Origin of the sequence: Flavobacterium sp. UMI-01 (genome assembly GCF_019656315.1) — a bacterium.
GTDB lineage: Bacteria > Bacteroidota > Bacteroidia > Flavobacteriales > Flavobacteriaceae > Flavobacterium.
Map to the genome: position 1 here is coordinate 60,141 of NZ_BPLU01000038.1, position 13,135 is coordinate 73,275.

Here is a 13,135-nt window from a genome sequence, read left to right on the forward strand (position 1 = left end):
AGTCTTAAAAAATGTATCATAACAATCCAAATATAAAACTGCCGGAAAATCCAGATACCATCATTTGGAAGTATCTGGATTTGTCTAAATTTCTTGAGTTATTGCTTTCTCGAAAATTATTCATGTCGCGTTCGGATAAATTTGAAGATCAATACGAAGGTACTTTTAGCGAACCCACTTATGAGGAGATTAAAAAGCTATCGACCAACAACCCCGACTTTTTAAAATATTACAAAACACATCGCGAAAAAGTAGCCATAAGCAGTTGGCATATCAACGAATACGAATCTTTTGCCATGTGGCAAATTTTCACTCAAAACAGTGAAGGATTAGCTATTCAATCCACTATCGGGAGATTACAAAACGCTTTAAAACCCGAAGACACCTTTCAACAATACATTGGTGAAGTCAACTATATTGATTACAAAAAAGAATACATCCCCTTTGACGATATGTTTTTCCCTTTTCTATTCAAAAGAAAAAGTTTTCAGTACGAAAGAGAGGTTCGCATTATCACTGATGTTACTGCTAACAATATCACACTCAATGATGGATTAAAAATACAGGTAGATATTAATCAACTCATTGAAAAAATTTACATCCATCCAAAATCTGAAAACTGGTATAAGAATTTGGTCATTCAACTCGTAAAGCAATTAGGATTTGATTTTACGATTGAAAAATCAGATTTAGAAAGCGACATTTTGATTTAAATGGGTTCGTAACTTTTGACCTCCCAATCGTTGTGAGACAAATCGATGTAATTGTAATGAACAACATCATTTTTGTCGAATTGACCGTTTTTATTTGTGTCTTCAACAGTTCTAAAATACAAACGGTTTTGAGATTCTATTAAATTCCAATCAATTAGCTCTTGAAAATTAACCGATATTTTGGTAAATTTTTCACCACTAACATCACTTAAATACAAACTTTTAATATCACTTGTATCAAGCTTACCATCTCTGTTTGTATCTAAATCAAATAGGGTGTAAACCATAATTCTATTTTTGGTTCTTTCAGCAATACCACTCAAATATGTTGCTGTTTGTATCAATACCGGTTTGTCACTTAATGCTCTTATAGAATCGGAATTGATGTGTTGAAATTTTAGATTCTGTAAATAACCTGTAATTTCATTTTCGCCATAATTAGAAATAGTAAAACTTAAATCAATAACACTTGAGGAACCATAACGTGATTTTGTCCCTCGCTCATACACTCGTAAATCACCTACAGGATGAATCAAATAATTAGTTCCTTCAATTTGGATGGGTAAATCCGCAATGGCAATTTGAGTGGAATCCACCTTGGTATAGGGCTTTTCTTTATTTGAGTTGTCGTAAATCACCTTAGGTTTTTCAACCTCTTCTTTACAACTGATTAATAGCGTAAAGGAAAAAAGCGCCAAGGCAAGTTTTATATTTTTCATAGCAATAGTATTTATTCAAAGGTTAGGCTCACTTTACTAAAACAAGGAACACAACCGTATTTACAAGACAATTTTAGTAATAGAATCAAAAGTAAACAATTTAAAAAATGGTTTTCGATTTCTTCTTATCTTTTTTTACACTTTAAAAAATTACAATTTAGCACTCAACTTTATATTAAACACACGAGTCGTCATGTAATTTGGAATTCCATACTCTGATTTAGTATATACATCACGCACCCAAGTATTGGTAATGGCATTTTGATTATTAAACAAATTAAATATCTCAAACCCCAAGGCCAATTCTTTACAATTTTTAAACAATCCTTTTTGCGGTCTAGGTTTAGTGTGATCAATAAATACTTTAAAAAAACCAACATCAGCCCTACGGTAATCGTTGAGTCTATTTTGGTACAAATAAGGATCAGCATAAGCAGGAGAACCTCCTGGAAGTCCTGTGTTATAAACCAAATTCAAATACAGCTTTACTGACGGAATATTAGGCATATAATCTTGAAACAAGAGAGCAAATTTCAATCTTTGGTCAGTGGGTCTGGCAATATATCCTTTATTAGCATTATTTTCTTCTGTTTTTAAATACCCAAAACTAACCCAAGATTCTGTACCTGGAACAAATTCCCCATTTAGCCTAACATCTACTCCTTGTGCGTATGCTATAGCGTCATTGGTCGCTGCATAACGAATTCGAACATTATCCACCGTATATGTATTCACATTGGTTAAGGACTTATAATACAACTCCGAAACCAATTTAAAAGGACGTTTCCACATTTCAAAGCTACATTCATTACTAAGAACTAAATGAACAGATTTTTGAGCCTTTACATCGGGCTGTACAACTCCTTCGGCATCACGTAATTCTCTGTAAAAGGGCGGTTGATGATAGACTCCACCGGAGATTCTAAAAATCATATCACTATCCCAATTCGGTTTGATAGCAAATTGAGCTCTAGGACTAAAAACTGTCTGAGAATTCCCTATCGCATTTGTCCCTGAAACTGACCAATTTTGCATACGCACACCAGCATTATACCACACGCTAGTAGCTCCAATTTCATCTCTTCTACTCCATTGAAGATATCCCGAAAATCGATTAATATCATTAAAATTAGTCGCTCTAATGGTTCTAAAAGGCAACAAAGGTCCCGTGTAAGACACATAAGGTTGCTCATTTTTAGGCAAAAATTTATCAGGAGGATTAATCGAAAAACCAGCTGAATCTATAACTTCCCACTCAATTACCCGATCACGAATCGATTCGCGTGTAAATTTAGCTCCCCATTCAACCCTGTTTTTTTTCCAATCATGAATCCCTTTGAATTCGGTTGTAACAATTAAGGCGTCCAAATTATTTCGGGCATGATTCAACTGAGAACCAATCCCTCTTGTAAAACTTACATTACCATAAGTATCTGAGCCGATTGTAGCATCAACTTCACCTAAACGGTATTGTGCCAAAATATCAAAATGCTCTTGTTCGGTAGTATGAAAAACAGAAGTTATGTTTTTTAAGGTAAAACTTTCGCTTGCTTTATATGTTGACTTAAATGCACCAAAATAGGTTGCGTATTGATCTTTTTCTTGACCTTCATAATACACCACCAACGCCATGGGTTTATCAATGGTACCAAATTTAGTTTGTCTCGTTAGTGGCTGATAATTATAATTATTTTGCGAAATATTCCCCAAGAAGTTAAAATTCCATTTGGTGGAAGCATTAAAATTCACATTGGTTTGCACATCGACAAAAGTAGGCTTGTAATTGGTTTCAGTATCTTGACTATTTACTAATAAACTATTGTTTCTATAACGCACACCCGTTACAGCTGTCCATTTTTTGTTTTTTGAAATAGCATCAAGAGAAACACTTCCACCTAAAAAACTAGCCTCAAAAGTCCCTCCAAATGCAGTAGGTTTTCTATACGTAATATCCAAAACTGAAGAAAGTTTATCTCCAAATTTAGCTTGAAAACCACCAGCTGAAAATTCGACATTCTGAACCAAATCGGTGTTGGTAAAACTAAGTCCTTCTTGTTGTCCAGAACGAATTAAAAAAGGACGATACACTTCAATTTCATTTACATACACGAGATTTTCGTCATAATTCCCGCCACGCACCGCATATTGAGTACTCAATTCATTATTGGAATTCACTCCAGGTAAAGTTTTCAAAATATTTTCGATACCTGCATTAGCACCAACCATTTTACGTATCATTTCAGGTTCAATACTCACAATACCTTGAACTTGTTTTCTATTATTGGCGGTCACTACCACCTCTCCTATTTGTTCCTGTTGTTCACTCATAACCACATTGAACTCATATACTTCTGATGGACGTAACAATAACGAAAGAATTGCTTTTTTCAAAGAAACATGGGTAAATACCACCACTGTTTTTTGGTTAGCTGGCACTTGCAATTCATATTTCCCTTCCTTATTTGAAAAAGTGTAATTGGCAGTACAAGACACATTCACATTCGCTACTGGCTGTTGATTTTTATCCAAAACAACACCTCTAACTAAGGCTGTCTGAGCGTGTGTGACACTCCCTAACACTAAGGCGATAAAAACAAATAATTTTTTAAAAGGATTCAAATTGGCTGGATTTATTTTTGACTTCTGTAAAAACGCGTTTCAAAGGTAGTGGAATTCCCTACATTATCTACTACAATCACCTTCAAATCATTGGCTCCCTCTGCCACAATACCGTCACTAAATTGGTGAATGATTTTTCGAGTTTTATAATCATAGGAAAACAAAGCCCAAACACCGTTCAAATAACCGTTATACGACTTAATACCTGAACCACTATCGCTAATGGACAACTCCAATGTTTTTTGGGCGCTCAACCATTTGCCTTCAATTGCCTTCCCAATTGAAATTGATGGATTTGTAGTGTCTGCTAGCAAAGTATATTTGCCTAAAGATTTAACTTTAGCACTGTAAACATTCCCTTTTCGGGTGGTGGTATTATAGCCTGTTCTACCTCTAGAATCCACGTCAGCTATATACACTTTTTCTGGCTCTGCGAATTTTGAATCTTCTACCGAAATAGTAAAAGAAGAATGCACTGGAGTAAATTCGTCATGTAGATACAAATTATCACCACGCACATCAAAGTTCATATCAAAATCATCATAAAAAACACCTACAGGAAAAAACACAGACCAATTGTTTTTAGAAAAAATATTTTCCCGATTGACTTTTACAAAATAATTTGAAACCACAGTTTCTTTTTCAATTATTGGAGACAAGGCATCATAACTTATAGGGACATTAATTGTCGTAGTGTTTCCATGAAAATCAGCTACTTCAATAGTATAAACATAACTCAAATTTGGCTTTACGATCACTATTCCATTGGATTCATCGGTTGTTATGATACTCAAAGGATAAGGCGTAGTCATGAATAGTTTTTGTACGCGTTGTCCCGTTTTTTTATACCTACTATAATCTACTAAGGCATTGATATAACGCATTTCATCAAAAGCATAAGTATCCATTTGAAAACCAAAACTAGGTTTGCCATTGCATTTGGATTGTATCTTATACACCCCATTTTTACTTTTGGAAACCGCATCATAATCATCAGCCGTTATTCCAAAACCAATTTTTCCATTAGCTTGTACCTTGGTAGCCAAATAAGAACCGTCTTTTTGCAATGCCAAATTTAACATGATGGGCCTTTTGGATTGATTCACACTCGTTTTATCATCCAAAGGATATACATACAGTGCAGAGACAGTTGGTTTTCTTGTATCAGAAACAAATTGATCGTAACCAAAATGAAGTGGATTGATAATTTTTTCGGTTTTAGTATCTCTAAATTCAAAATGCAAATGCGGCCCTTGAGAAGAACCTGTATTTCCTGTTAAAGCAATAACCTCACCTTTTTTAACCGTTAATTCATTTTTTTGCGGAAACAACTCGATCTCAAAAGATTGATTACGGTATTGCATTTTACGAACGTACTCGCCAAGAGCTCCTTCAATTTTTTGCAAATGACAATAAACAGAAGTATAACCATTAGGGTGGTCAATATACAACGCTGTACCGTTGCCATAGGGAGAAACCTTTATTCGGGACACAAAGCCATCAGCGACAGCCTGCACCTTAATACCTTCACGTCCTAAAGTTTTAAGATCAAAACCAGCATGAAAATGATTGGGTCTCAGTTCACCAAAATTTCCAGAAACCTGCATTGGAATATTCAATGGAACCCCAAAATAGTCTTTTGGGTAATTGTTTTGCCCTATAACAACAGCAGAAAACAATAGTGCAATTTTATAAAATCTCATTCTTTACATTTTTGCTAAGATAAAAAAGTAATTTGTACTTGTTATATAATTATGAAATTTCAAAGCACAAATTCTACTTCCTAAATCAAAAAAATCATACCGAAACTTCTGGTTCCGCCATTAAGCTAAGAAGCACGCCTTAGATTTTATTTTTTTTAATAATACGAAAGACATTATTCTCAAAAATTGACTGATTTCCGTAAATTAGATATTGAATAGCTTTGCTTAAACGACAGTTCTCGATACTGAGATAAAATTTTCTGTTGCAAATTTTACCGCAACTCGAACTGACGAAAGCTTAATTTAATAATGTTGCCCCTTGAGTCCCAATTCTTCCTAAATATTGAGAACAAAATCATGAATCCAAAATTCTTAGTTTATAATACTACTCTCAAGCTCACCTAAATCATCCGTCATTTCTTATATTATTTACCCATTTAAACTATAAAAAAGAAATCAATCACTTAACACACTACATAACAATTACTTACTATTTTTATAATAAAAAAACCCATAAAATATTGTAATAATAAAAAGTAATACTAAATTTGTAATATTAAGTAATGAATTAGGAAACAGAATGAGTGTAATTGCAGAAATAATTGATACTCTTGAAAATAAAGTTGGAAAACTGATTCTAAAAATACAAAATTTAGAAAAAAACAACCAAGAATTACATATCGAATTAGCCAAATCTGCACAAATCATACAATCTCAACAAACTGAAATTGAAGCGTTAAAATCGCAATATGAAACACTTAAAATAGCCAACTCATTACTTGGCAGTGACGAAAACAAACGAGATACAAAGCTTAAAATAAATTCATTAATTCGTGAAATTGATTATTGCATAGCCCAGCTATCAGACTAATAAGAAATTTATGGACGAAAAGCTTAAAATTAAAATATCAATTGCCGATAGAGTTTACCCTTTAACAGTGGACCCTTCGCAAGAAGAAGGACTAAGAAGTGCTTCTAAGAAAATTGATATGATGATTAAGCAATTTGAAGAAAATTATGCTGTTCGTGACAAACAAGATGTATTAGCCATGTGCGCTTTACAGTTTGCCTCACAAGTGGAACAGAAACAAATTGACAATGCTATTAATGGCAACGAAACCATGGATAGAATTAACAAAATCAATGCGTTACTAGACCATTATCTCGAAAAATAGACGTTCTTTACATAGACTAAGATACTGCCTACATTAGTTCACATTTGGTAAACTCAACACTAACAAATTAGAATGAGCGAATCTTCACTACTAAAGCATGCCACGCTCTGGCGAGGAAACTTGAACAGTGAGTTAGCTCAAAACTTGTCTTTTCGAGTTTATTCAAGCAATTAATGTAGGCTTTTTTTATATATAAATTTTAAACAAACATGGACATAGTAACAATCGTCATCTCAGGAATCATAGGCATCGCAGTAGGTTTTAGCATCGCCAAAATTATAGAAAAGAGCAACATCTCTAATTTAATTAAGAATGCAAAAAAAGAAGCCGCTTCCATTTTGAAAGACGCTAATTTCGAGGCAGAAAACATTAAAAAAGACAAAATTCTTCAAGCCAAAGAAAAGTTTATCGAACTAAAATCAGAACACGAACAAGTAATTTTAGCTAGAGATAAAAAAGTTGCCGAAGTAGAAAAAAGAATACGAGATAAAGAATCTCAAGTCTCCAACGAACTTTCGAAAGCTAAAAAAATCAACGACGAATTTGAAAATAAAACTGCTGAATTAAATTCCAAAATTGAAATTTTAGAGAAAAAACAAGCCGAAGTTGACAAATTACACAAAAGCCAACTACAACAACTAGAAGTTATTTCAGGGCTTTCAGCTGAAGAAGCCAAAGAACAATTGGTTGAAGGATTAAAAGCCGAGGCCAAATCAAAAGCCATGTCTCACATTCAAGACACTATTGAAGAGGCTAAGCTTACCGCACAGCAAGAAGCTAAAAAAATAATCATCAACACCATCCAAAGAGTAGGAACAGAAGAAGCGGTAGAAAACTGCGTTTCTGTTTTCAACATTGAATCAGATGATGTAAAAGGAAGAATTATTGGTCGAGAAGGACGTAACATTAGAGCTTTAGAAGCAGCAACTGGTGTAGAAATTATTGTTGACGACACCCCTGAAGCGATCATCCTTTCTTGTTTTGATCCTGTACGTAGAGAAATCGCTCGTTTGGCCTTACACAAACTTGTTACTGACGGCCGTATTCACCCTGCACGTATCGAAGAAGTAGTTGCTAAAACTGCTAAACAAATTGACGACGAAATTATCGAAGTAGGTAAGCGTACCGTAATTGACCTTGGAATTCACGGATTACATCCAGAATTAATCAAAGTAGTGGGTCGTATGAAATATCGTTCTTCTTACGGACAAAACCTATTACAACACTCACGTGAAGTTTCTAAACTTTGTGGTATCATGGCTGCTGAATTAGGACTTAATGTAAAATTAGCTAAAAGAGCTGGTTTATTACACGATATAGGTAAAGTACCTGATACCGAAAGTGATTTACCACACGCTTTATTAGGTATGCAATGGGCAGAGAAATATGGCGAAAAAGACGAAGTATGCAACGCCATTGGAGCTCACCACGATGAAATCGAAATGAAATCACTATTGTCTCCAATCATCCAAGTTTGCGATGCTATTTCAGGGGCAAGACCAGGGGCAAGAAGACAAGTTTTAGATTCTTACATCCAACGTCTAAAAGACCTTGAAGAAGTCGCTTATGGCTTCAACGGTGTGAAAAATGCTTATGCAATACAAGCCGGTAGAGAACTCCGTGTAATTGTTGAAAGCGAAAAAGTATCTGACGATAATGCCGCTACGCTTTCATTCGAAATTTCACAAAAAATTCAAACTGAAATGACCTACCCTGGACAGGTAAAAGTTACTGTAATTAGAGAAACTAGAGCAGTGAATATTGCAAAATAAGCTTAGAAATTACCATATTTAAAATCCAAATTTCAATTACTGATTGAAATTTGGATTTTTTTTTGAATTTAGCCCCTAAACTTCCACTTAAAATTTGACAATTAGCCTTTTTTACATTGCATTCCTCGGATGAAAAGTATTCATTACTGCTGTCAAATAATTTCTATCTAAGTGCAAATATACTTCTGTTGTCGTAATAGATTCATGTCCTAACATCAATTGAATAGAACGCAAATCGGCACCATTTTCAAGCAAATGAGTTGCGAAAGAATGACGAAAAGTGTGTGGACTAATTTTTTTATACAAACCAATTTCGACAGCCAAGTTTTTAATAATAGTAAAAATCATAGCTCTCGTCAATTGCCCTCCTCTCCTATTCAAAAACAAAGTATCCTCAAAACCTTTTTTTATCGTTTGACGAGGACGCACATACTCTTTATAAAACAAAATATACTTTTGAGTCAAATCACCAATAGGAACAAAACGTTGTTTATTTCCCTTCCCTGTTACTTTAACAAAGCCTTCTTCAAAAAATAAATCGGAAATTTTTAATGTTACCAATTCCGAAACTCGCAAACCACAACCATACAAAAGTTCTAGCATTGCACGATTGCGCTCTCCTTCATTAGATGATAAATCAATCGCTGCTATCAAAGCATCAATTTCTTCCACGGACAAAGTATCTGGCAATTTTCGGCCAATTTTAGGGCTTTCTATTAATTCTAATGGATTATCCTCACGATAATCTTCAAATATAAGATAACTAAAAAAACTTTTTAAACCCGATATTATACGTGCCTGAGAACGAGCATTGACCTCACTTGATACAGCATAAATAAATTGCTGTAAAGTCTCTTCGGTAATTTTTATAGGAGAAACCGATATCCCATTCGTTTCTAAAAATTGACACAAACGCTCCACATCAAAAACGTAATTAGTCACCGTATTTTTAGACAATCCACGTTCAATTTTGAGATATGATTGATAATTTTTAATATAAGTACCCCAATTCATACCATTTGATAAAATTTACAAAACCAATTAAAAAGAATAGGCAACAGATAACGACAAGATACTATTACGATTATAAAAATCACTCACATACTCAGAGCTAGACATCTTTGATACTCCTACATAATATCGTAGAGCTACAGAAAAATGATCATTAAAATCATATCCTGAACCTCCACTAACCCCAAAATCCATTTTTTCAAACTCATCATGTACATCAGGCTCCACTCTTTCTCCAGCGTACTCAGCACTTGCTTTCGTATTCAACAAAAAACCTAGCTGGGGACCAACTTCAAGAAACCACTTTTCCACAGGATAATATTTGACCATGACAGGAACATACATGTAAGATAATTTGATTGCTCCGTTTTCAAAAGTTGCTAATCCAATGGAAAAATCATCTCTTTTTACTGCCTGCTGCAAATACAAGACTTCAGGTTGTAAATACCAATTATCTACTAATTTTATTTTAGAAAACACCCCTGCCTGAAATCCAATTTTCGTATCTACTTTACTTCCAAATAATGAAGCATTAGCTCCTCCTTTGACACCAAAAACAGCCTCTTGGCTATGAACAAATAGAGTGACAAAAAACACTACGACAACTAAGGTAATTTTTTTCATAATTATGACTATTAGTTTATAAACTTACACACTTATTTTTTCAAAAGCAAAAACCCCTTTCATTTACCTTATTCTGTAAACAAAAAAACCTCTCCTTTTCAGAAGAGGTTTCCTTTAAAAAATGTTATTTATAATTTAAAACTTACACCTAAATTAACTGAAGAAACATTAAATCCATCCAGTGCAATTCCCTTATAGGCTACATAAATCCCTGTTTTCTCAATTTGGTAACCTAATTTTGGTTGATACATAAAGCCACTATCCACACCATCCGGATTAACACCAATTCCATATCCTAAATCTGCACCAATAAACCAATTATTTGTTAAGGTAATTTGAGCAGTTGCAGCAACAGGAATAAATCCAATTGCATCTCCACCATCTTTTCCCAGATACGATGTGTATCCAGTTGCTATACCAACATCTAAACCTTCTGCAGCACTCCAAGTGTAGGCCACATCAGCACCTAAGTTCACTGAACTAAAATCTTTAATATCACCTGTAGGTATCCCTACATGAGCACCAACTCTAAATTGCGCACTTGCAATACTAATTGCAAAAAGCGCTGCTGTTGTCAAAATGATTTTTTTCATGTTAATTTTTTTTAAGATTGATATATTCAAATGTAAAAAAATAAGAAATTCGTATTTTTATAACAAAAAATCAATTATTAACATAGTTATTAACACTAACTTAACACAACAAAAAAAGGCTACCTTTCCAGATAGCCCCTTTTTAAAACATAATAAATTTTAATTAGAACTTGTAAGCTACACCAAAACTTGCTGTCGCAAAAGGATTTGCTACATTTCCATTTAAATTAACTCCGAAAGAAGATTCACTTTTAGCACCAGCTAAATCAACTTTTGAAGTTTGGTAACTCAAAATATTTGTTAAACCAAAATTTAACAAAATACAATCTGTAACAAAGTAATTTACTCCAATTCCTGCACCTACATTTACACCGTTTTCCTTTATCTCAGCAAGACCTTCTTTTGAGTTAACGAAATCAACACCTGCATTTACATACGTTTTAAATCTTTGTCCTAAATCAAGAAAATAATAACGACCAAAAACTCCCGCACTAAAAGCATTTCCCTTATCAGTATCGACACCTGATTCCTCTTCTTTATAAGAAGCAAATCCTAACTTAACTCCTACAGCAAATTTATCTGTTAAAAAATATCCTGCTTGAGGAGTAAAAATGAATGAATTTGTTTTCTCTTCGGTATTTTTATCATTGGTTGAAGCAAAACCTAAATTACCTTCCACTAGAATGTTTCCTTTAGAGAAATTAAAATCTTTAGCACCATCTTGTGCCTTTGCAAATGAAATTGCTAATAAAGCAACTGCAGATAAAATTACTTTTTTCATGTTTTATTTTTTTTTTGTTTGAATCACAAACATACTATTTTTCTTTAATAATAAAACACCTCTAAGAACAAAAAATTATTAAGAAAATACAACCTCTCAACCACACCCAAGATAAACAATTATTTTTCAAACCATTACAGATAAAAAACAGAACAAAACACAATTATAACTCCATAAAAAGATGATGATTAAATAAAACAGCAATAACACCGAAAAAACAAATGGATCAATTAATACAACTATATTTGTGCATCAAACAATATTTTAATAAAATTGCTGTTTTAAGAATTATAACCTACAAAAAAAATAAAACCATGAAAAAAACAATTGTATTAACTTTATTACTAGCTGGATTTTCGGGACTTACTCAAGCCCAATCCATCAGACTTGGAGTAAAAGGAGGTATCAACTACGCCAATCAAAACGGAACTGAAATTACGGTAACTAACGATAATTATGATTCCGAAGCCATCACAAGTTATCATGCAGGTCTAGTAGCAGAAGTTAAATTACTTGAAGGCTTTGCTATACAACCCGAACTTTTGTATTCAACTCAAGGAGCGAGTTATAAATACGCTGGTGAAGAATTCAAAAATGAATTGGGTTATTTATCTATACCAGTAATAGCGAAAATTTATTTAAGCAAAAGTTTAAGTCTTGAATTAGGTCCTCAAGCTTCTTTTTTAATGAATCAAAGAAAAAATGTTGACTTTAAAGATTCTAAAACTTTTGAATTTGCAGCCGTTGGTGGTTTAGGATTAAACATCACCAAAAGCTTATTTATTCAGGCACGTTACGGACTTGGATTAACTGAAGCATCAAAAAATGCCGATATTAAAAATTCAACTTTTCAAATTTCAGCAGGGATTCTTTTCTAAAAAAAGCGACACAAATTTAATCATCAACCGTTCCTTAATTGGAACGGTTTTTTTATTTTTACACAAAACACCATATATGAAAATTTGCATCATCAACGGACCTAATCTCAACTTATTAGGAAAAAGAGAACCAGAAGTTTATGGAAGTCTCACTTTTGAAGAATATTTCACTAGCTTACAAATAAAATACCCTACTATCGATTTTACTTACTATCAAAGCAACATTGAGGGCGAATTAATTGATAAAATCCAAGAATTTGGATTCACCTATGACGGAATTATCCTGAATGCAGGGGCATATACCCATACATCAATAGGTATAGGCGATGCTATAAAAGCCATAACGACACCTGTTATTGAGGTTCATATTTCGAATACTTTTTCAAGAGAAAGTTTCAGACATCAATCTTATATTTCAGGAAATGCAAAAGGAGTTGTCTTAGGTTTTGGATTAAAAAGTTACGATTTAGCTATTCAATCCTTTCTATAATTCTTTACCCGATAAAACAAAAAAAAGCGAGTTTGAAACTTAATCTAACTCGCTTTT

The 13,135-nt window shown here is 33.5% G+C and carries 13 protein-coding genes and 1 other RNA gene; 7 read left to right on the top strand and 7 right to left on the bottom strand.

What is annotated here, in order from left to right:
- Positions 1 to 11 precede the first annotated feature (11 nt).
- A complete protein-coding gene (locus K5R64_RS11135; protein WP_220763503.1) occupies positions 12 to 713 on the top strand; it encodes a hypothetical protein in 702 nt (233 codons plus the stop codon).
- Here the strand turns inward: K5R64_RS11135 and K5R64_RS11140 are convergent.
- The 3 genes from K5R64_RS11140 to K5R64_RS11150 form a co-directional block, all read right to left on the bottom strand.
- The gene (locus K5R64_RS11140; protein WP_220763505.1) at positions 710 to 1,432 is read right to left on the bottom strand and encodes a hypothetical protein; all 723 of its coding nucleotides are present in this window, start codon (positions 1,430 to 1,432) and stop codon (positions 710 to 712) included. The two genes, K5R64_RS11135 and K5R64_RS11140, sit on opposite strands and share 4 nt — an antisense overlap.
- A 150-nt stretch (positions 1,433 to 1,582) precedes the next feature.
- Entirely contained in the window at positions 1,583 to 4,051 is a 2,469-nt protein-coding gene (locus K5R64_RS11145) for a carboxypeptidase-like regulatory domain-containing protein (protein ID WP_220763507.1), read from the bottom strand.
- A gap of 11 nt (positions 4,052 to 4,062) precedes the next feature.
- Positions 4,063 to 5,754: a M23 family metallopeptidase gene (locus K5R64_RS11150; RefSeq protein WP_220763509.1), complete on the bottom strand. Its 1,692-nt coding sequence runs from the start codon at positions 5,752 to 5,754 to the stop codon at positions 4,063 to 4,065.
- A gap of 580 nt (positions 5,755 to 6,334) precedes the next feature.
- Between K5R64_RS11150 and K5R64_RS11155 the strand changes: the two genes are divergently transcribed.
- From K5R64_RS11155 to rny, 4 genes are all read left to right on the top strand, one after another.
- Positions 6,335 to 6,625 carry a hypothetical protein gene (locus K5R64_RS11155; RefSeq protein WP_220763511.1) on the top strand — a complete coding sequence of 97 codons (291 nt, stop codon included), beginning with the start codon at positions 6,335 to 6,337 and terminating at the stop codon, positions 6,623 to 6,625.
- 10 nt (positions 6,626 to 6,635) lie between these two features.
- Complete coding sequence (locus K5R64_RS11160; protein ID WP_220763513.1) at positions 6,636 to 6,929, top strand: cell division protein ZapA; 294 nt, start codon at positions 6,636 to 6,638, stop codon at positions 6,927 to 6,929.
- 51 nt (positions 6,930 to 6,980) lie between these two features.
- Positions 6,981 to 7,089: non-coding RNA, 6S RNA (gene ssrS / locus K5R64_RS11165), on the top strand.
- A 49-nt stretch (positions 7,090 to 7,138) separates the two neighbouring features.
- Positions 7,139 to 8,701 carry a ribonuclease Y gene (gene rny, locus K5R64_RS11170; protein ID WP_220763514.1) on the top strand — a complete coding sequence of 521 codons (1,563 nt, stop codon included), beginning with the start codon at positions 7,139 to 7,141 and terminating at the stop codon, positions 8,699 to 8,701.
- Positions 8,702 to 8,812: 111 nt separating this feature from the next.
- Here the strand turns inward: rny and xerD are convergent, their stop codons facing one another.
- The 4 genes from xerD to K5R64_RS11190 form a co-directional block, all read right to left on the bottom strand.
- Positions 8,813 to 9,715: a site-specific tyrosine recombinase XerD gene (gene xerD / locus K5R64_RS11175; protein ID WP_220763515.1), complete on the bottom strand. Its 903-nt coding sequence runs from the start codon at positions 9,713 to 9,715 to the stop codon at positions 8,813 to 8,815.
- A 27-nt stretch (positions 9,716 to 9,742) separates the two neighbouring features.
- Positions 9,743 to 10,336: a porin family protein gene (locus K5R64_RS11180; protein ID WP_220763516.1), complete on the bottom strand. Its 594-nt coding sequence runs from the start codon at positions 10,334 to 10,336 to the stop codon at positions 9,743 to 9,745.
- Positions 10,337 to 10,464: 128 nt separating this feature from the next.
- Positions 10,465 to 10,929, bottom strand: coding sequence for a hypothetical protein (locus K5R64_RS11185; protein ID WP_220763517.1), 465 nt, complete (start codon positions 10,927 to 10,929; stop codon positions 10,465 to 10,467).
- A gap of 163 nt (positions 10,930 to 11,092) precedes the next feature.
- Positions 11,093 to 11,710 carry an OmpW family outer membrane protein gene (locus tag K5R64_RS11190; protein ID WP_220763518.1) on the bottom strand — a complete coding sequence of 206 codons (618 nt, stop codon included), beginning with the start codon at positions 11,708 to 11,710 and terminating at the stop codon, positions 11,093 to 11,095.
- Positions 11,711 to 12,024: 314 nt separating this feature from the next.
- On the opposite strand from K5R64_RS11190, the gene K5R64_RS11195 reads away from it, so the two are divergent.
- Both K5R64_RS11195 and K5R64_RS11200 read left to right on the top strand, forming a co-directional pair.
- On the top strand, positions 12,025 to 12,588 hold the full coding sequence (locus K5R64_RS11195) for a porin family protein (RefSeq protein ID WP_220763519.1): 564 nt from the start codon (positions 12,025 to 12,027) through the stop codon (positions 12,586 to 12,588).
- A 76-nt stretch (positions 12,589 to 12,664) separates the two neighbouring features.
- Entirely contained in the window at positions 12,665 to 13,078 is a 414-nt protein-coding gene (locus K5R64_RS11200; RefSeq protein ID WP_220763521.1) for a type II 3-dehydroquinate dehydratase, read from the top strand.
- The last annotated feature ends 57 nt before the right edge of the window (positions 13,079 to 13,135 follow it).